Origin of the sequence: Leifsonia sp. C5G2 (assembly GCF_013359685.1) — a bacterium.
Taxonomy (GTDB): domain Bacteria; phylum Actinomycetota; class Actinomycetes; order Actinomycetales; family Microbacteriaceae; genus Leifsonia.
This window is the reverse complement of record NZ_JABFMV010000003.1, coordinates 99,995-118,136: the sequence shown is the minus strand read 5'-3', so window position 1 is coordinate 118,136 and position 18,142 is coordinate 99,995. Positions and strand designations below refer to the sequence as shown.

The 18,142-nt window shown below is 69.8% G+C and carries 16 protein-coding genes; 13 read left to right on the top strand and 3 right to left on the bottom strand.

Features of this window, described 5'->3' with window-relative positions:
- From atpA to HNO83_RS05245, 6 genes are read left to right on the top strand one after another with little or no spacing between them, the layout of a single operon-like run.
- On the top strand, positions 1–1,638 hold the full coding sequence (gene atpA, locus HNO83_RS05270; RefSeq protein WP_175336468.1) for a F0F1 ATP synthase subunit alpha: 1,638 nt from the start codon (positions 1–3) through the stop codon (positions 1,636–1,638).
- 34 nt (positions 1,639–1,672) lie between these two features.
- Positions 1,673–2,572: a F0F1 ATP synthase subunit gamma gene (locus tag HNO83_RS05265; RefSeq protein WP_175336467.1), complete on the top strand. Its 900-nt coding sequence runs from the start codon at positions 1,673–1,675 to the stop codon at positions 2,570–2,572.
- Positions 2,573–2,597: 25 nt separating this feature from the next.
- A complete protein-coding gene (gene atpD / locus HNO83_RS05260; protein WP_175336466.1) occupies positions 2,598–4,058 on the top strand; it encodes a F0F1 ATP synthase subunit beta in 1,461 nt (486 codons plus the stop codon).
- A 1-nt stretch (position 4,059) separates the two neighbouring features.
- Positions 4,060–4,320, top strand: a complete 261-nt coding sequence (locus tag HNO83_RS05255) for a F0F1 ATP synthase subunit epsilon (RefSeq protein WP_175336465.1) — start codon at positions 4,060–4,062, stop codon at positions 4,318–4,320.
- Between the two features lies 1 nt (position 4,321).
- Positions 4,322–4,888: a P-loop nucleotide/nucleoside kinase family protein gene (locus tag HNO83_RS05250; protein ID WP_249776514.1), complete on the top strand. Its 567-nt coding sequence runs from the start codon at positions 4,322–4,324 to the stop codon at positions 4,886–4,888.
- A 1-nt stretch (position 4,889) separates the two neighbouring features.
- Positions 4,890–5,705 (top strand): YaaA family protein, encoded by an 816-nt coding sequence (locus HNO83_RS05245; protein WP_175336464.1) that lies wholly within the window; start codon positions 4,890–4,892, stop codon positions 5,703–5,705.
- 599 nt (positions 5,706–6,304) lie between these two features.
- Here HNO83_RS05245 and HNO83_RS05240 read toward each other — a convergent pair.
- The gene (locus HNO83_RS05240; protein ID WP_175336463.1) at positions 6,305–6,955 is read right to left on the bottom strand and encodes a DNA-3-methyladenine glycosylase I; all 651 of its coding nucleotides are present in this window, start codon (positions 6,953–6,955) and stop codon (positions 6,305–6,307) included.
- The gene (locus tag HNO83_RS05235; RefSeq protein WP_175336462.1) at positions 6,952–7,449 is read right to left on the bottom strand and encodes a methylated-DNA--[protein]-cysteine S-methyltransferase; all 498 of its coding nucleotides are present in this window, start codon (positions 7,447–7,449) and stop codon (positions 6,952–6,954) included. Before HNO83_RS05235 ends, HNO83_RS05240 begins: the two co-directional genes overlap by 4 nt.
- Before the next feature lie 132 nt (positions 7,450–7,581).
- Here HNO83_RS05235 and HNO83_RS05230 point away from each other — a divergent pair, with 132 nt between their 5' ends.
- Genes HNO83_RS05230 through HNO83_RS05215 form a run of 4 tightly spaced genes read left to right on the top strand, consistent with a single transcriptional unit; the run spans position 7,582 to position 12,938 of the window.
- The gene (locus HNO83_RS05230; RefSeq protein ID WP_175336461.1) at positions 7,582–8,550 is read left to right on the top strand and encodes an aldo/keto reductase; all 969 of its coding nucleotides are present in this window, start codon (positions 7,582–7,584) and stop codon (positions 8,548–8,550) included.
- Between the two features lie 45 nt (positions 8,551–8,595).
- Positions 8,596–9,225 carry a TetR/AcrR family transcriptional regulator gene (locus HNO83_RS05225; RefSeq protein ID WP_349627079.1) on the top strand — a complete coding sequence of 210 codons (630 nt, stop codon included), beginning with the start codon at positions 8,596–8,598 and terminating at the stop codon, positions 9,223–9,225.
- Positions 9,216–10,949 (top strand): ABC transporter ATP-binding protein, encoded by a 1,734-nt coding sequence (locus tag HNO83_RS05220; RefSeq protein WP_175336460.1) that lies wholly within the window; start codon positions 9,216–9,218, stop codon positions 10,947–10,949. Before HNO83_RS05225 ends, HNO83_RS05220 begins: the two co-directional genes overlap by 10 nt.
- Before the next feature lie 12 nt (positions 10,950–10,961).
- The gene (locus HNO83_RS05215) at positions 10,962–12,938 is read left to right on the top strand and encodes an ABC transporter ATP-binding protein (RefSeq protein WP_283810062.1); all 1,977 of its coding nucleotides are present in this window, start codon (positions 10,962–10,964) and stop codon (positions 12,936–12,938) included.
- Positions 12,939–12,960: 22 nt separating this feature from the next.
- Here HNO83_RS05215 and HNO83_RS05210 read toward each other — a convergent pair whose 3' ends face one another.
- Positions 12,961–13,752, bottom strand: a complete 792-nt coding sequence (locus HNO83_RS05210) for a DUF1206 domain-containing protein (RefSeq protein ID WP_175336459.1) — start codon at positions 13,750–13,752, stop codon at positions 12,961–12,963.
- A 108-nt stretch (positions 13,753–13,860) separates the two neighbouring features.
- On the opposite strand from HNO83_RS05210, the gene nusA reads away from it, so the two are divergent.
- The 3 genes from nusA to infB all read left to right on the top strand — a co-directional run bounded on the left by nusA (position 13,861) and on the right by infB (position 18,087).
- Positions 13,861–14,868 carry a transcription termination factor NusA gene (nusA, locus tag HNO83_RS05205; RefSeq protein ID WP_175336458.1) on the top strand — a complete coding sequence of 336 codons (1,008 nt, stop codon included), beginning with the start codon at positions 13,861–13,863 and terminating at the stop codon, positions 14,866–14,868.
- A 36-nt stretch (positions 14,869–14,904) separates the two neighbouring features.
- On the top strand, positions 14,905–15,201 hold the full coding sequence (locus tag HNO83_RS05200) for a YlxR family protein (protein WP_349627078.1): 297 nt from the start codon (positions 14,905–14,907) through the stop codon (positions 15,199–15,201).
- A gap of 105 nt (positions 15,202–15,306) precedes the next feature.
- Positions 15,307–18,087, top strand: a complete 2,781-nt coding sequence (gene infB, locus HNO83_RS05195) for a translation initiation factor IF-2 (protein WP_175336456.1) — start codon at positions 15,307–15,309, stop codon at positions 18,085–18,087.
- Positions 18,088–18,142: the final 55 nt, after the last annotated feature.

The following is an 18,142-nucleotide window of genomic DNA, read 5'->3' as shown; positions in this document are numbered from 1 at the left end:
ATGGCAGACATCCAGATCAGCCCCGACGAGATCCGCGACGCGCTCAAGGACTTCGTCAACAAGTACGAGCCGGCCACCGCAGAGGCGACCGAGATCGGTCACGTCATCGACGCCTCCGACGGCATCGCGCACGTCGAGGGCCTCCCCAGCGTCATGGCGAACGAGCTCATCCGCTTCGCCAACGGCACCCTGGGCCTCGCCCAGAACCTCGACGAGAACGAGGTCGGCGTCGTGGTGCTCGGCGAGTACGACGAGATCGTCGAGGGCATGGAGGTGACCCGCACCGGCGAGGTCCTCTCCGTCCCGGTCGGCGACGGCTACCTCGGCCGCGTGGTCGACCCGCTCGGCAACCCGATCGACGGCCTCGGCGAGATCGCCAGCGAGGGCCGCCGCGAGCTCGAGCTCCAGGCCCCCGGCGTCATGCAGCGCAAGTCGGTGCACGAGCCGCTCCAGACCGGCATCAAGGCCATCGACGCGATGATCCCGGTCGGCCGCGGCCAGCGCCAGCTCATCATCGGCGACCGCCAGACCGGCAAGACCGCGATCGCGATCGACACGATCATCAACCAGAAGGCCAACTGGGAGTCGGGCGACGTCAACAAGCAGGTCCGCTGCATCTACGTCGCCATCGGCCAGAAGGGCTCGACCATCGCCTCGGTGAAGGGCGCGCTCGAAGACGCGGGTGCGATGGAGTACACCACCATCGTCGCCGCCCCGGCCTCCGACCCTGCGGGCTTCAAGTACCTCGCCCCTTACACCGGCTCGGCGATCGGCCAGCACTGGATGTACGGCGGCAAGCACGTCCTCATCGTCTTCGACGACCTGTCGAAGCAGGCCGAGGCGTACCGCGCCGTGTCGCTCCTCCTCCGCCGTCCGCCGGGACGCGAGGCCTACCCTGGCGACGTCTTCTACCTGCACTCCCGCCTGCTGGAGCGCTGCGCCAAGCTCTCCGACGAGCTGGGCGCCGGCTCGATGACCGGTCTGCCGATCATCGAGACGAAGGCCAACGACGTCTCGGCGTACATCCCGACCAACGTGATCTCGATCACCGACGGCCAGATCTTCCTGCAGTCCGACCTCTTCAACGCCAACCAGCGTCCCGCGGTCGACGTCGGCATCTCGGTCTCCCGAGTCGGCGGCGACGCGCAGGTGAAGTCGATCAAGAAGGTCTCCGGCACGCTGAAGCTGGAGCTGGCGCAGTACCGCTCGCTCGAGGCGTTCGCGATGTTCGCGTCCGACCTCGACGCGGCCAGCCGCCGTCAGCTCGCCCGCGGCGCCCGCCTCACCGAGCTGCTCAAGCAGCCGCAGTACTCGCCGTACCCGGTGGAGGAGCAGGTCGTCTCGATCTGGGCCGGCACCAACGGCAAGCTCGACGAGGTGGCTGTCGAGGACGTCCTGCGCTTCGAGTCGGAGCTGCTCGACCACCTCCGCCGCAACACCGACATCCTGACGACGCTCCGCGAGACCAACGTCCTCGACGACGACACGGTCGCGAAGCTCGACTCCGAGGTGGACTCGTTCAAGCTCGAGTTCCAGACCGGCGAGGGCAAGCCGCTCGCCTCGGTCGGGCGCGAGGAGTTCGAGGCCATCGACGAGGACGAGGTCGACCAGGAGCGCATCGTCAAGGCCAAGCGCTGAGCGCGGCACTGACAGTTAGGTAAAGAGGAGACACATGGGAGCACAGCTTCGGGTCTACCGGCAGAAGATCAGATCTGCCCAGACGACCAAGAAGATCACCCGTGCGATGGAGCTGATCTCCGCCTCCCGCATCCAGAAGGCGCAGGCGCGGGTCGCCGCCAGCTCGCCGTACGCCCGCGCGATCACGCGCGCGGTGTCGGCGGTGGCGACCTACTCGAACGTCGACCACGTGCTGACCACCGAGCCGGAGAAGATCGAGCGCGCAGCGATCGTCATCTTCTCCTCCGACCGCGGTCTCGCGGGCGCGTTCAACTCGAACGTGCTCAAGGAGTCGGAGAAGCTCGCCGAGCTGCTGCGCAGCCAGGGCAAGGAGGTCGTGTACTTCCTCGTCGGCCGCAAGGCGCAGGGCTACTTCAGCTTCCGTCGCCGTGCGTTCGAGCGGGTCTGGACCGGCAACACGGACGCGCCGGAGTTCGAGCAGGCGAAGGAGATCGCGGACGCGATCCTGGAGTCCTTCCTGCGTGACGCATCCGACGGCGGCGTGGACGAGATCCACATCATCTACAACCGCTTCGTCAGCATGCTGACCCAGGAGCCGCAGGTCGTCCGCCTGCTCCCCCTGGAGGTCGTCGAGGGCGTGGAGGAGCCGGACCGCACGCAGGTCCTGCCGCTCTACGAGTTCGAGCCGGACGTGGGGACGGTGCTCGACTCGCTGCTCCCCGTCTACATCGAGAGCCGCATCTTCAACGCGATGCTGCAGTCGGCCGCCTCCAAGCACGCCGCGACGCAGAAGGCGATGAAGGCCGCGAGCGACAACGCCGACAAGCTCATCACCGACTACACGCGTCTCGCGAACAACGCCCGCCAGGCGGAGATCACCCAGCAGATCTCCGAGATCGTCGGCGGCGCGGACGCGCTGAGCTCGGCCAAGTAAAACGTCTACGAGATAGAGAGAAATCATGACTACCGCTACCGCCGAAGCCCAGGCTTCGACCGCGCAGCCGGGCGTCGGGCGCATCGCGCGTGTGACCGGCCCGGTCGTCGACATCGAGTTCCCGCACGACGCGATCCCAGGCATCTACAACGCCCTGAAGACCACGATCACGATCGGCGACCAGTCGAACGAGATCACCCTCGAGGTCGCGCAGCACCTCGGCGACGACCTGGTCCGCGCCATCGCGCTGAAGCCGACCGACGGCCTGGTCCGCGGCGGCGAGGTGCGCGACACCGGCGCCCCGATCAGCGTCCCGGTGGGCGACGTGACCAAGGGCAAGGTGTTCGACGTCACCGGCGAGGTCCTGAACGCCGAGCCGGGCGAGAAGATCGAGATCACCGAGCGCTGGCCCATCCACCGCAACCCCCCGGCGTTCGACCAGCTCGAGTCGAAGACCCAGCTGTTCGAGACCGGCATCAAGGTCATCGACCTGCTCACCCCGTACGTCCAGGGCGGCAAGATCGGCCTCTTCGGCGGTGCGGGCGTCGGCAAGACGGTCCTCATCCAGGAGATGATCCAGCGCGTGGCGCAGGACCACGGTGGTGTGTCCGTGTTCGCCGGCGTCGGCGAGCGCACCCGTGAGGGCAACGACCTCATCCACGAGATGGAGGAGGCGGGCGTCTTCGACAAGACCGCGCTCGTCTTCGGCCAGATGGACGAGCCGCCGGGGACCCGTCTCCGCGTCGCGCTGTCCGCGCTGACGATGGCGGAGTACTTCCGCGACGTGCAGAACCAGGACGTGCTGCTCTTCATCGACAACATCTTCCGGTTCACCCAGGCGGGCTCCGAGGTGTCGACGCTGCTCGGCCGCATGCCGTCCGCGGTGGGCTACCAGCCGAACCTCGCGGACGAGATGGGCCAGCTCCAGGAGCGCATCACCTCGACCCGGGGCCACTCGATCACGTCGCTGCAGGCGATCTACGTCCCCGCGGACGACTACACCGACCCGGCGCCGGCGACCACGTTCGCGCACCTCGACGCCACGACCGAGCTCTCCCGTGAGATCGCGTCGAAGGGTCTGTACCCGGCCGTCGACCCGCTGACCTCGACCTCGCGTATCCTCGACCCCCGTTACCTGGGCGAGGATCACTACCGCGTCGCGACCACGGTCAAGCAGATCCTTCAGAAGAACAAGGAGCTGCAGGAGATCATCGCGATCCTCGGTGTCGACGAGCTGTCGGAGGAGGACAAGATCACGGTGTCGCGTGCGCGCCGCATCCAGCAGTTCCTCTCGCAGAACACCTACATGGCGAAGAAGTTCACCGGCGTGGAGGGCTCGACCGTCCCGCTCAAGGAGACCATCGAGTCGTTCGACGCGATCGCCAAGGGCGAGTTCGACCACGTGGCCGAGCAGGCGTTCTTCAACGTCGGTGCGATCTCCGACGTCGAGGAGAAGTGGGCGCAGATCCAGAAGGAGAACGGCTGACATGGCTGTCCTCAACGTGAGCGTCGTCGCCGCCGACCACGAGGTGTGGTCGGGCGAGGCGAGCATGGTCGTGGCGCGGACCGTGGAAGGGCAGATCGGTATCCTGCCCGGCCACGAGCCGCTGCTGGCCATCCTCGCCGAGGGCGAGGTGCGCGTCACCCTGAACGGGGGCGAGTCGATCGCGGCGAAGGCCGACGACGGCTTCCTCTCCGTCGAGAACAACACGGTCACCATCGTGGCCCGTCAGGCCGAGCTGGTCTGACATGGCTGAGCAGGGAGCCCCGCTGGAGCGCCAGTTCGGAGACGTTCGCGTCCCCATGCTGGTGGCGATGGCGGGGCTCCCTGGTTCCGGCAAGTCCACCATCGCGGAGATCGTGGCCGGCCGCCTCGGCGCGACGGTGATCTCGGTGGACCCGATCGAGGCCTCCATCCTCCGCGCGGGGATCGAGTCCGACCAGCCGACCGGGCTCGCGGCCTACCTGGTGGCGGAGACCATGGCGGAGCAGGTACTGCTCTCCGGTCACTCCGTCGTCGTCGACGCCGTCAACGCCGTGGAGCCCGCGCGCCTGCAGTGGCGCGACCTGGCGGAGCGGTGCGACGTGAAGCTCCGCGTCGTCGAGACGGTCTGCTCCGACGACGCTCTGCACCAGGAACGGCTCTCGAAGCGCACCGGCGACGCCGCAGCCTACTCGGGCGTCGCGGTGGAGCAGAGCACCGACGAGTACGACGAGTGGAGGGGCGCGTGCGGCTCGCTGCCGCGCGTCACCCTCGACACCTCCGCCCCGCTCGGCGAGAACGTCGACACGGCGCTGCGCTTCCTGGAGGGCTAGCGTGCTCATCCTGCTCCCGCCCTCCGAGACGAAGAGGGGCGGGGGAGCGGGGTCGCCGCTCGCCCTCGACCGCCTGCGTTTCCCGTCGCTCAACGCGGTCCGCCGCGAGGTGGTGGACGCGGTCGTGACCCTCGCGGCCGACCGCGATGCCGCCGTGCGCGCCCTCAAGCTGGGCCCGAAGCAGGCCGGCGAGGTGGACCGCAACCGCGCCATCCCGTCGTCACCGACGATGCGGGCGCTGGAGCGGTACACGGGGGTGCTGTACGACGCCCTGGACGCCGGCTCGCTCTCGGAGGCGGACTGGTCGGTGGCCGCCGAGTCGGTCGCCGTGCAGTCGGCGCTGCTCGGGCTGGTGGGTGGGGCCGACCCGGTGCCCGCGTACCGTCTCTCGTTCGACTCGCGGCTCTCGCTCGTCCGCGGAGCGCACTCGCTGAAGAAGCGCTGGGCCGCGGCCGGGGCGGATGCCCTGGCGGAGCGGGACGATCTGCTGCTGGATCTGCGGTCGGAGGGGTACGCCGCTCTGGCGCCGCTGCCGGACCGGCCGGGGGCGCACTACGTGCGTGTGCTCGCGCGGGATGCGGACGGGCACGTTCGCGCGCTCAACCACTTCAACAAGCAGGCGAAGGGTCTGCTCACCCGGGCCCTCGTGGAGGCCGGTGCCGGGTTCGGATCGACGGACGAGCTCCTTGCGTGGGCCGCGGCGGAAGGCTACGAGCTGCGGCCGGTGCGCGACCCCGCATCCCGCGACCTGGAGCTGGTGGTGCCCGAGGTGCGGGGCGAGCCGGGTCGCCTGATGGCGGCTCTCCGGGCGAGGTGACGGCGGGACGAGACGCTCGTCGACACGGTGAATTCTCAGTGGTGCACGAACCAAAAATGAGATAAGCTCACCAGTAAGAGAGAGGATCACTGATCCGAGGCGTGGGCGCACCTGGTGCGATCCTGTCGTCCTCACCAGTCGGGCCGACGTGCGGTGGCCGGCGTGTCATCCCCATACGCCGTTTCCGTGCCGGAGCGTGAAGCACCCGAGAATCCGCCTGCGGTCGGGCACGAGCGGTGGCGCTTCACCAGCGAGAATCCGGCGCGGAGTCCACATCCGCCGTCGGCCCGACTCTCTCGGTCTCCTTCGCCGCCGCCACTGCGGTGCGCCGGTACGACCGCGCCTGCTCGCGCAGGCGCACTCGTTCCGTAGGGGCGCAGTCGTGGTCGCGCGAGGGCGACTGCGGTCCGCCGGAACACGTGCGACTGCTCGACGCGGCGCAATCGTTCCGTCGGGGCGCAGTCGCGAGCGCGGGCCGCCGCGCGTCGCGGGCCGCCGCGCGTCGCGGGCCGCCGCGCGTCGCGGGCCGTCGCGCGACGCGGGCAGTCGCGCGACGCGGGCCGCCGCGCGACGCGGGCCGTCGCGCGACGCCGGGTGCGTCAGGGGCGGGGCTCGACCTCCTCGACGACGAAGCAGCCCTCGACGTGGTCGTCGACCATGCCGGTCGCCTGCATGAGGGCATACATGGTCGTCGGGCCGACGAAGCGGAAGCCGCGCCGCCGCAGCTCTTTGCTGAGGGCGGTCGACTCCGGTGTGACGGCCGGGATGTCTCCCCAGGAGTGCGGGCGGTCCCCTGCGCGCGGCGTGGGAGCGAAGCCCCACATCAGCTCCTCGAGCGGCACGTCGAGGGCGAGCACGGCGCGCGCGTTGGAGATGGTGGCCTCGATCTTGCCGCGATGCCGGATGATGCGGGCGTCCTGCAGCAGGCGCTGCACGTCGGCCTCGGTCATCTCGGCCACCTCGACCGGGTCGAACCCGAGGAAGAGTTCGCGGAACGCCGGCCGCCGGCGCAGGATCGTGATCCAGGAGAGGCCCGCCTGGAACCCCTCCAGGCACAGCTTCTCGTAGAGGGCTCGTGGGTCGTGCTGGGGCCGCCCCCACTCCTCGTCGTGGTAGCGGCGGTACTCGGGGTCGCTCGCCGACCAGGCGCAGCGGGCGCGGCCGTCGTCGCCGACGACGAGCACCTCGCGCTCGACAGCGGCGGGGGCGACGGTTGCGGTGGGATCGGTGGGCTCGGTCGTCGCGCTCATGCGGCCAGCAGGATCCCCTCGTGCTCGAGTAACCACAGCTTGGTGGGGACGCCCTCGCCGCCGCTGTACCCGGTGACGCGCCCGCTCGACGAGAGCACGCGGTGGCAGCCCACGATGATCGGGACCGGATTGGCCCCGACCGCACCGCCGATCGCGCGCCCGTACCCGGCGTGACCGAGGGAGGCGCCCAGCTCGCCGTACGACACGAACGTGCCGAATTCGAGCTCGGCCAGCCGCTGCCACACCGCCTGGCGGAACGGCGTGCCCTGCAGCCGGACCGGCACGTCGAACACGCGCCGCGAGCCCGCGAAGTACTCGGCCAGCTGCGCCGCCGCGTCGTCGAGCACCGCGGTGCTGCGTTCGGGATGGTCGTCGAGCGGCAGGCTGCCCTCGCGCTCGATCGAGAGCGAGGTGACGGCCGTGCCGTCGCTGGTGAGCTCGAGCCGGCCGATGGGGCTCGTCGTGCGGAGGAGGTAGGCGAAGGAACTGCTCATGGGTCGACTCTAGGGCGGACCACCGACCCTGCACTCGCGGGAATCGGACATTGGGGATAAGTCGCGGCGAGCTCCGCCTGTGGACGGGCGACCAGCGCCGAGGCCGGCCGACGCCGTGCCTAGACTCGGAGCATGGCGAACATCGAATACCGCACCCTCGGACGCTCCGGACTCATCGTCTCCACCGTCGGCCTCGGCTGCAACAACTTCGGCCGGAAGGACACCGCGACCGAGACGCAGGAGGGCACCGACGCGGTGATCGGCGCCGCCATCGACGCGGGTGTCACGTTCTTCGACACCGCCGACATCTACGGCAAGGAGCGCGGCCTCTCCGAGACGCTCATGGGCAAGGCGCTCGAGGGCAAGCGCGACCGGATCGTGCTCGCCACCAAGTTCGGGATGGACATGGCCGGCGTCAACGGACCGGACTGGGGCGTCCGCGGCTCCCGGCGCTACATCCGTCTCGCTGTCGAGAGCTCGCTCCGCCGCCTGCGCACCGACTGGATCGACCTGTACCAGCTGCACCGTCCCGACCCGCACACCCCCATCGAGGAGACGCTGGCGACCCTCGACGACCTCATCGCCGAGGGCAAGATCCGCTACATCGGCCACTCGAACCTGTCCGGCTGGGAGATCGCCGAGGCCGAGTTCACCGCGCAGCTGGGCGGCCACCCGAAGTTCATCTCGGCCCAGAACGAGTACAGCCTCCTGGTGCGCGACGCCGAGCGCGAGGTGCTGCCGGCGGCGAACCGCTACGGCCTCGGCTTCCTGCCGTACTTCCCGCTCTACAACGGGCTGTTCACCGGCAAGTTCACCCGGGAGGGCGGCCCGGCCGACAGCCGCATCATGCAGCTGCGCAAGCACCTGCTCGACGAGGCCCCGTGGGATCGGATCGAGCGCTTCCAGGCGTTCTGCGACGACCGCGACGTCTCGATGCTGGCCGCCACCTTCGCCTGGCTGCTCGCCCAGCCCGGCCTGACGAGCGTCATCGCCGGCGCGACGAAGCCGGAGCAGATCGTTGCGAACGCCGAGGCCGCGACGGCATGGCAGCCGACGCCGGACGAGGTGGCCGCGATCTCGGAGATCTTCGCCGTCGCATAACACGGACGCTTGTGAGTGAGTACTCACTCCGCGTAGAGTGAGCGCGTGACCAGCGACGCCCAGACCGAGGCCCCGCGCACGCGCGCCCAGCCGATGGCGGCCGACGTTCGCAAAGCGATGATCGTCGACGCCGTCATCCCGCTGCTGCTGGAGCACGGCCGCGGCGTGACCTCGCGCCAGATCGCCGAGGCGGCGGGCATCGCCGAGGGCACGATCTTCCGCGCCTTCGGCGACAAGGAGAGCCTGGTCCAGGCGGCCATCGAGACCTACCTCGACCCCGAGCCGCTGCGCGAGGCTCTGCGCAGCATCGACCCCGCGCTCCCTCTGGAGAACAAGGTCCGCGCCATCCTGTACCTGCTGCGCGAGCGGTTCCAGAAGGTCATGCGGCTGATGCCGGTGATCGGCCCGCAGCGCCCGCCCGTCCCCCAGGAGCGCGGCGAGTTCGCCCGGATCATCGCGCGCGTCCTCGAGCCGGAGACGCACGAGCTCAACTGGCCCCCGGAGCGCGTGGCGCACCTGCTCCGCCTGATCACCTTCTCCGCGGCGTTCCCCGCGCTCAACGAGGGGATCGAGTTCAGCATCGACGACCTGGCCCGGATGGTGCTCGTGGGCATCGCCGGCACCTCCCCGCACGTCACGTTCCCGACCACTCCGACGGAGGCATCATGCTCCTGAGACTGCTCGGCCGGTTCCTCCGGCCGCACTGGCCCCTCCTCATCGGGGTCGTCGTCTTCCAGCTCGCGCAGTCGCTGCTGTCGCTCTGGCTGCCGACGCTGAACGCCGCCATCACCGACAACGGCATCGCCAAGGGCGACACCGGGTACATCCTCTCGGTGGGAGCGGAGATGCTCGGCGTCACGCTCGTGCAGATCGCCTGCGCCATCACGGCGGTCTACTTCGGGGCGAAGGTCGCCATGCTGGTCGGCCGCGACCTGCGTGAGGCGATCTTCCACCGCGTCGGCGAGTTCTCCGAGCGCGAGGTGTCCGCCTTCGGTGCACCGTCGCTGATCACCCGCAACACCAACGACGTGCAGCAGGTGCAGATGCTCGTGATGATGACGTGCACCCTGCTGGTCTCCGCGCCCATCCTGGCCGTCGGCGGCATCGTTCTGGCGATGCAGCAGGATCTGGACCTCTCCTGGCTGATCGCGGTCAGCGTCCCGGCGCTGCTGGTGGCGGTGAGCATCATCATCGCGCGCATGGTGCCGCTGTTCCGGCGCATGCAGGACCGCATCGACCGGGTCAACCGCGTGCTGCGGGAGCAGCTGAGCGGCATCCGCGTGCTGCGCGCGTTCGTGCGGGAGGACGTCGAGACGGCGCGGTTCCGCGTCGCGAACGACGAGGTGACCGACACCGCGCTCAAGGCGGGGCGGCTGTTCGCGCTGATGTTCCCGATCGTCATGCTCGTGCTCAACGTCTCGAGCGTCGCGGTGATCTGGTTCGGCGCCTTCCGCGTGCAGGAGGGCTCGCTGCAGATCGGGACGCTGACCGCCTTCCTGCAGTACCTCATGCAGATCCTGATGGGCGTGATGATGTCGACGATGATGGCCGTGCTCGTGCCCCGGGCGTCGGTGTGCGCCGACCGCATCGGCGAGGTGCTCGGCACCGAGCCGTCCGTCCGTGCGGCCGACGACGCGGTCACCGAGGTGAGCGTGCACGGGACGGTGGAGTTCGTCGACGTCGGCTTCTCGTATCCCGGAGCCGAGCATCCGGTGCTCACCGATGTGACGTTCCTGGCGCACCCCGGCAGGACCACGGCGATCATCGGCAGCACCGGAGCGGGCAAGACGACGCTGGTGAACCTCATCCCTCGGCTGTTCGACGCCACCAGCGGCATCGTCCTGGTCGATGGGGTGGATGTGGCCGAGCTCGACCCGGAGCTGCTCTGGTCGCGCATCGGCATCGTCCCGCAGAAGCCCTACCTCTTCTCCGGCACGGTGGCCTCCAATCTGCGCTACGGCAACCCGGACGCCACCGACGACGAGCTGTGGCACGCGCTCGAGGTCGCGCAGGCGCGCGACTTCGTCGAGGCGATGCCGGAGAAGCTGGACGCGCCGATCGCGCAGGGCGGCACCAACGTCTCCGGCGGCCAGCGGCAGCGCCTGGCGATCGCGAGGGCGCTGGTGCGCAAGCCCGAGATCTACGTCTTCGACGATTCGTTCTCGGCGCTCGACACCGCGACGGACGCCCGCCTGCGGTCCGCCCTCGCCCGGGACGTCGCCGGCGCGACCATGATCGTGGTCGCCCAGCGGGTGTCGACGATCGTGGATGCCGATCTGATCATCGTGCTGGAGGACGGCCGCGTGGTCGGCACCGGCACGCACGACGAGCTCGTGGAGAGCAACCCGACGTACGCGGAGATCGTGTCGTCGCAGCTCGCCGCCCAGGACGCGGCGTAAGGAGAGCAGGGGATGAGCGAGAAGACCACGGCACCGGCCCGGCCCGCGGGCCCTCCCGGACCCCCTGTCCGCCGGGGACCGGGCGGCGGCCCGTTCGGCGGGATGGGGATGCCCGTCCAGAAGTCGCTGAACTTCGGGCCGAGCGCCAAGCGGCTGCTCGGCCGCCTCCGGCCGGAGCGACTGGCCCTGGTCGCCGTGACGGCGCTCGCGGTGATCTCGGTGGCGTTCGCCGTTCTCGGACCGAAGCTGCTCGGCAACGCGGTCAACCTGGTGTTCGCCGGCGCGCTCTCGCTCCAGTTCCCGAAGGGGATGACGCAGCAGCAGGTCATCGACGGCCTGCGGGCGCAGGGGCAGAACCAGTTCGCCGACCTGCTCTCGGGCACGACCTTCACCCCGGGCGCCGGCATCGACTTCACGGCCGTCGGCCAGACGCTGCTCTGGGTGCTCGCCCTCTACGTGCTGTCGTCGCTGTTCAGCTACCTGCAGGCGTACGTGCTGAACGGCATCACCCAGCGCACGGTGTACCGGCTTCGCGCGGACGTGGAGGACAAGCTCCACCGCCTGCCGCTGAAGTACTTCGACGGGATGCAGCGCGGTGAGCTGCTCAGCCGCGTCACGAACGACATCGACAACATCTCGCAGTCGCTGCAGCAGACGATGAGCCAGCTGCTCACGTCCCTTCTGACCGTGATCGGCGTCGTCGTGCTGATGTTCGTGATCTCGCCTCTGCTCGCGGTCATCGCGCTCGTCACCATCCCGCTGACCCTCGTCATCACGACGGTGATCGCCAAGCGCTCGCAGAAGCTGTTCGTGGCCCAGTGGCGGCACACCGGCGAGCTGAACGGCCAGATCGAGGAGGCCTTCACCGGCCACTCGCTGGTGAAGGTGTTCGGCCGCCACCGCGAGGTGGAGGCGCGCTTCCGGGAGAAGAACCAGGAGATGTACCGGGCGAGCTTCGGCGCGCAGTTCATCTCGGGGCTCATCATGCCGTCGATGATGTTCGTCGGGAACCTGATGTACGTCGCGATCGCGGTCGTCGGCGGCCTGCAGGTGGCGAGCGGGATGATGCAGCTCGGCGACGTGACCGCGTTCATCCAGTACTCCCGCCAGTTCACGCAGCCGCTCACCCAGCTGGGGTCGATGGCGAACCTGCTGCAGTCGGGCGTCGCCAGCGCGGAGCGGGTGTTCGAGCTGCTGGACGCCGACGAGCAGTCGGCCGACCCGCAGCCGCCGGAGAGCCCGGAAGGGACGCGCGGGCTGCTGGCGTTCGAGGATGTCTCGTTCCGCTACGTCGAGGACACCCCACTGATCGAGCACCTGTCGCTGGTCGCCCAGCCGGGCCAGACCGTGGCGATCGTCGGGCCGACCGGTGCGGGCAAGACGACCCTGGTCAACCTGATGATGCGCTTCTACGAGCTCGACGGCGGCCGCATCACGCTCGACGGCGTCGACATCGCGAGCATGACCCGGCACGACCTGCGCAGCCGGATGGGCATGGTGCTGCAGGACACCTGGCTGTTCAAGGGCACCATCCGCGACAACATCCTGTACGGGCGGCCGGACGCCACCGAGGAGGAGATGCTGGATGCGGCCCGCGCCACCTACGTCGACCGCTTCGTGCACTCCCTGCCGGACGGCTACGACACCGTGCTCGACGACGAGGGCTCGAACATCTCGGCGGGCGAGAAGCAGCTGCTGACCATCGCCCGCGCGTTCCTCGCCCGGCCGAGCGTGCTGATCCTCGACGAGGCCACCTCCTCGGTGGACACCCGCACCGAGCTGCTGGTGCAGAAGGCGATGAGCGCGCTCCGGGCCGACCGCACGTCGTTCGTCATCGCGCACCGGCTGTCGACCATCCGGGACGCCGACCTCATCCTGGTGATGGAGGCGGGCAGCATCGTCGAGCAGGGGACGCACAGCGAGCTGCTGGCGCGCGGGGGCGCGTACTACTCGCTCTACAACGCGCAGTTCGCCGGGGCGGGGGACTAGCAGGGACCGGGAGGGCGGCGGCTCACGGCTCGGCGAGGCGCGACGCGTACGATCGCACGCACCAGAAGAGCCCGTAGGCGATGAGCCCCAGCGCGATGAGCACCAGGAGGAAGACGCCGAACGGCACCTGGATGAGCGCCTTCAGGCTGCCGTCCAGGCCGCCGGCCTTCTCGGGGTCCGACGTGATCGCGCCGAAGACGACGAGGCCGCCGACGATGACCAGGGCGACCCCCTTCGCGACGTACCCGACGCGGCCGAGCGTCGTCGTCACGGTCGCCCAGCGGTTCGGCGGCAGCCGGAGGTCGCGCTCGAAGCGGTGGGTGACGCCGTTGAACACGAACACGACACCGACGGCGACGACGACGAGGCCGACGGCGGCGAGCAGGAAGACACCGCCGGGCATCCCGAGCAGCTGCGCGCTCGCCGTCTTCTCGGAGGACGACGAGTTGTGCCTGCCGCCCGCGGCGATCGAGATCGCGATGCCGGCCAGTGCCGCGTAGACGACGCACTTCGCGGCCTCGGTGACCTTCTGGCCCGCCCTGCGAGCGGTCACGGCCTGCAGGATCTGCCAGAGCGAGAGGAAGATCAGCCCGACGATGACGGCCCAGAGCACGAAGAGCCCGCCGGGGACGGCGACGAGGGCCTGGAGGGCGCCCGACTGGTCCGCGCTGCCGCCGGCGCCGGAGGCGACGGCCAGGGCGATGACGCCGATCAGGATGTGGAGCACGCCGATCGCGGCCAGCCCGACGCGGGCGAGGATGCGGACGGCGGGGGAGCGTTCGACTCGGGAGGCGACCCGGGTGGGGGAGGTCATGCCGTGAACGGTACCCGGCGTTCGGGTCTCGCGGAATCTCGGGTACCCTAGAGGTTTGAGTCCGCCGCGCTGTCGCGCGGCGGCGAGATCTGAACAGAGGAGGCCGGCATGGACATCGACCTCAGCGTCTTGCGTCTGATGGAGCGCGAGAAGGAGATCCCGTTCGACGAGCTGGTTCAGATCATCGAGCAGGCCATCCTGACCGCGTACCTGAAGCACACGAACCAGGCCGACCACCGGCACGGTCACAGCGACCAGCCGCCGGCCGCTCGCGTGCACCTCGACCGCAAGACCGGGCATGTCACCGTCTACGTCCCCGAGCGGGACGAGGAGGGCAACATCATCGGCGAGGCCGAGGACAGCCCGAGCGACTTCGGCAGGATCGCGGCCTTCGCGGCCAAGCAGGTGATCAACCAGCGGCTGCGCGACATCGCCGACGACGCCGTGCTCGGCGAGTTCCGCGGACGCGAGGGCGACATCGTCGCCGGCGTCATCCAGCAAGGCCCGAACCCGCGGATGATCCACGTGGACCTGGGCTCGGTGGAGGCCATCCTCCCGCCGGAGGAGCAGGTGCCGGGCGAGGAGTACGCGCACGGTTCCCGCATCCGCGTCTACGTGACGAGCGTGACGAAGGGCCCGAAGGGTCCGTCGATCACCGTGTCGCGCACGCACCCGGCGCTCGTGCGCAAGCTGTTCGCGCTCGAGGTGCCGGAGATCGCGAGCGGGGTCGTGGAGATCGTGTCGCTGGCGCGCGAGGCCGGGCACCGCACCAAGATCGCGGTGCGGGCGACCGAGCCCGGCGTGAACGCGAAGGGCGCCTGCATCGGCGAGCTCGGTCAGCGCGTGCGCGCGGTGACCGCCGAGCTGAACAACGAGAAGATCGACATCGTCGACTACTCGCCCGACCTGGCGACGTTCGTCTCCAGCGCCCTGAGCCCGGCGAAGGTCACCAGCGCGTTCGTCATCGACGAGTCGCTGAAGGCCGTCCGCGCCCTGGTGCCCGACTACCAGCTGTCCCTCGCCATCGGCAAGGAGGGCCAGAACGCGCGGCTCGCCGCGAAGCTGACGGGCGCGAAGATCGACATCCAGCCGGATTCGATCCTCGACCGGGACTGAAGCGGAATTCCGGGAGTCGTCCCGGCGTTCATCGACATGTACGGGTCCGTCCGTTCGGCGCCGGGCGCCGAGAGGAGTAGGATGGAACCCGTCAGAACGTGCGTCGGATGCCGTTCTCGCGCTCCCCGGTCCTCTCTTCGGAGGGTCGTCGTCCAGCAATCGGTACTCGTGGCGGACCCGTCCGCCACCCTGCCGGGACGGGGTGCGTGGCTGCATCCGGTCGTCAAGTGTCTCGACCTCGCAGAGAAGCGCCGGGCCTTCGGGCGGGCGCTTCGCGTGGAGGGGGCCATCGACACCGCGGCCATCCGGTCGCAATTCATTAGAACAGGCTGAAGAAGTTGACTTCACATGAGTGACAACCGATGAGCGGCTCGAAATGAGATCCGTCCGCTACTAACGCCTGCCCCTGTCCGGGGGTGGGCCCCAGACAGGAGAATTGTGGCTGCAAAACCACGCGTACATGAGGTCGCGAGCGAGCTCGGCGTCGACAGCAAGGTCGCGCTCGCGAAGCTCAAGGAGATGGGCGAGTTCGTCAAGGGACCGTCCTCCAGCATCGAGCCCCCGGTAGCCCGCAAGCTGCGTGCCGCCCTGGAGGCCGAGGGTGCGAAGCCGTCCGCCGACAAGGCGACCGCCGCGCCCAAGGCGCCGTCGCAGGCGCCGCGCCCCTCGGCTCCCCGCCCGCCGGCGGCCAGCGCACCGGAGGCCGACGCCGGCCCGAAGCCGCAGGCGCCGATGTCGGTCGCCGAGCGGCAGGCCGCTGCCGAGAAGGCGGCCGCCGAGAAGGCCGCTGCCGAGAAGGCTGCCGCCGAGACGGCGGCGGCGAGCACGTCCGGCGGTCCGGCGAAGGCCGCGACCCCCGACGCCACGAAGCCCGCGGCGCCGCGCCCCGGCGGGAGCAGCATCCCGCGCCCGAGCGCGCCGCGCCCCGGCAACAACCCGTACTCGTCGAACCAGGGGATGGGTCAGCGCCCGCCGCGGCCCGGCAACAACCCCTTCTCGTCGTCGCAGGGCATGGGCCAGCGCCCGAGCCCGGGCAACATCCCGCGTCCGACCCCGCCGCGTCCCGGCTCGCCCCGTATCGGCGCGCCCGGCCAGGGCGGCGGCGGCAACCGTCCCGGTCGTCCCGGTGGCGGTGGCGGCGGCCGTCCCGGCTTCCAGCAGCGCCCCGGCAGCGGCGGCGGTGCAGGAGCAGGCGCAGGGGCCGGCGGCTTCCAGCGTCCGGGCGGCGGCTTCGGCGGCCCGCGCCCCGGTGGCGGCGGCGGTCGCGGTCGTGGACCGGGCGGCGGCACGGCCGGCGCGTTCGGCCGCGGTGGCGGCAAGAGCAAGGCCCGCAAGTCGAAGCGCGCGAAGCGCCAGGAATTCGAGATGCGGGAGGCCCCGTCGCTGGGCGGCGTGAGCGTACCCCGCGGCAACGGCGACACCGTCATCCGGCTGCGTCGCGGCTCCTCGATCTCCGACTTCGCCGACAAGATCGACGCGAACCCCGCGTCGCTGGTCACCGTCCTCTTCCACCTGGGAGAGATGGCGACCGCGACCGAGTCGCTCGACGAGGCCACCTTCGAGGTGCTCGGCGAGGAGCTGGGCTACAAGATCCAGGTCGTCTCGCCCGAGGACGAGGACCGCGAACTGCTCGAGGGCTTCGACATCGACCTCGACGCCGAGCTGGAGGGCGAGTCCGACGAGGACCTCGAGATCCGGCCCCCGGTCGTCACCGTCATGGGCCACGTCGACCACGGTAAGACGCGCCTCCTCGACGCCATCCGCAACGCGAACGTCGTCGCGGGCGAGGCCGGCGGCATCACCCAGCACATCGGTGCGTACCAGGTGTGGACGGAGCACGACGGCATCGAGCGTGCCATCACCTTCATCGACACCCCGGGTCACGAGGCGTTCACCGCCATGCGTGCCCGTGGTGCGCAGGTCACCGACATCGCGATCCTCGTGGTCGCGGCCGACGACGGCATCATGCCGCAGACCATCGAGGCGCTGAACCACGCCCAGGCGGCGAACGTGCCGATCGTGGTCGCGGTGAACAAGATCGACAAGCCCGACGCCAACCCGGCGAAGGTCCGTCAGCAGCTCACCGAGTTCGGTCTGGTGGCGGAGGAGTACGGCGGCGACGTCCTGTTCGTCGACGTCTCCGCCCGCAACAACGTCGGTATCGACGACCTGCTCGACGCCGTGCTGCTGACCGCGGACGCCGGTCTGGACCTCCGTGCGAACCCGAACAAGGACGCACGCGGTGTCGCGATCGAGGCGAAGCTCGACAAGGGCCGCGGCGCCGTGGCGACCGTGCTCATCCAGTCCGGAACGCTCCGGGTCGGCGACGCGATCGTGGCGGGCACCGCCTACGGCCGTGTCCGCGCGATGGCCGACGAGAACGGCGACGCCGTCTTCGAGGCCGCCCCGTCGCGTCCGGTCCAGGTGCAGGGTCTCTCCAGCGTCCCGCGCGCCGGCGACGTCTTCCTCGTCACCGAGGAGGACCGCACCGCGCGTCAGATCGCCGAGAAGCGTGAGGCCGCGGAGCGCAACGCGCAGCTGGCGAAGGCCCGCAAGCGCATCTCGCTCGAGGACTTCACCCGGGCCCTGGAGGAGGGCAAGGTCGAGGCGCTCAACCTCATCATCAAGGGCGACGTGTCCGGTGCCGTGGAGGCGCTGGAGGAGTCGCTCATGAAGATCGAGGTCGACGAGTCGGTGTCGCTGCGCATCCTGCACCGCGGTGTCGGCGCGATCACCGAGTCGGACATCGACCTGGCGACGATCGACAACGCGATCGTGATCGGCTTCAACGTCCGCCCGGACGTGAAGGCGCGCGAGCGTGCGGCCCGCGAGGGTGTGGATGTCCGGTTCTACTCGGTCATCTACAACGCCATCGAGGACATCGAGAACTCGCTGAAGGGCATGCTCAAGCCCGAGTTCGAAGAGGTCCAGTCCGGTGTGGCCGAGATCCGCGAGGTGTTCCGCTCCTCGAAGTTCGGCAACATCGCCGGTGTCATCGTCCGGTCCGGCACCATCACGCGCAACGCCAAGGCGCGCGTCATCCGCGACGGCGTCGTGGTGGGGGACAACCTCGCCATCGAGTCGCTGCGCCGGTTCAAGGACGACGTCACGGAGGTCCGTACGGACTTCGAGGCCGGTATCGGCCTCGGCAAGTACAACGACATCCAGATCGGCGACGAGATCGAGACGACCGAGCTTCGCGAGAAGCCCCGCGTTTAGTCGCGAACGATGGCCGGTGGCTGACGCCACCGGCCATCGTGCTCGAAGGGAGAAA

What these genes read in the sequence shown, in the direction of transcription:
- HNO83_RS05255 (WP_175336465.1), top strand. Translation starts at nt 4,060, where the DNA reads ATGGCTGTCCTCAACGTGAGCGTCGTCGCCGCCGACCACGAGGTGTGG.
- HNO83_RS05230 (WP_175336461.1), top strand. Translation starts at nt 7,582, where the DNA reads ATGGCGAACATCGAATACCGCACCCTCGGACGCTCCGGACTCATCGTC.
- HNO83_RS05250 (WP_249776514.1), top strand. Translation starts at nt 4,322, where the DNA reads ATGGCTGAGCAGGGAGCCCCGCTGGAGCGCCAGTTCGGAGACGTTCGC.
- HNO83_RS05210 (WP_175336459.1), bottom strand. Translation starts at nt 13,752, where the DNA reads ATGACCTCCCCCACCCGGGTCGCCTCCCGAGTCGAACGCTCCCCCGCC.
- HNO83_RS05235 (WP_175336462.1), bottom strand. Translation starts at nt 7,449, where the DNA reads ATGAGCAGTTCCTTCGCCTACCTCCTCCGCACGACGAGCCCCATCGGC.
- HNO83_RS05240 (WP_175336463.1), bottom strand. Translation starts at nt 6,955, where the DNA reads ATGAGCGCGACGACCGAGCCCACCGATCCCACCGCAACCGTCGCCCCC.
- HNO83_RS05215 (WP_283810062.1), top strand. Translation starts at nt 10,962, where the DNA reads ATGAGCGAGAAGACCACGGCACCGGCCCGGCCCGCGGGCCCTCCCGGA.
- HNO83_RS05265 (WP_175336467.1), top strand. Translation starts at nt 1,673, where the DNA reads ATGGGAGCACAGCTTCGGGTCTACCGGCAGAAGATCAGATCTGCCCAG.
- atpD (WP_175336466.1), top strand. Translation starts at nt 2,598, where the DNA reads ATGACTACCGCTACCGCCGAAGCCCAGGCTTCGACCGCGCAGCCGGGC.
- atpA (WP_175336468.1), top strand. Translation starts at nt 1, where the DNA reads ATGGCAGACATCCAGATCAGCCCCGACGAGATCCGCGACGCGCTCAAG.
- HNO83_RS05200 (WP_349627078.1), top strand. Translation starts at nt 14,905, where the DNA reads ATGTACGGGTCCGTCCGTTCGGCGCCGGGCGCCGAGAGGAGTAGGATG.
- HNO83_RS05220 (WP_175336460.1), top strand. Translation starts at nt 9,216, where the DNA reads ATGCTCCTGAGACTGCTCGGCCGGTTCCTCCGGCCGCACTGGCCCCTC.
- nusA (WP_175336458.1), top strand. Translation starts at nt 13,861, where the DNA reads ATGGACATCGACCTCAGCGTCTTGCGTCTGATGGAGCGCGAGAAGGAG.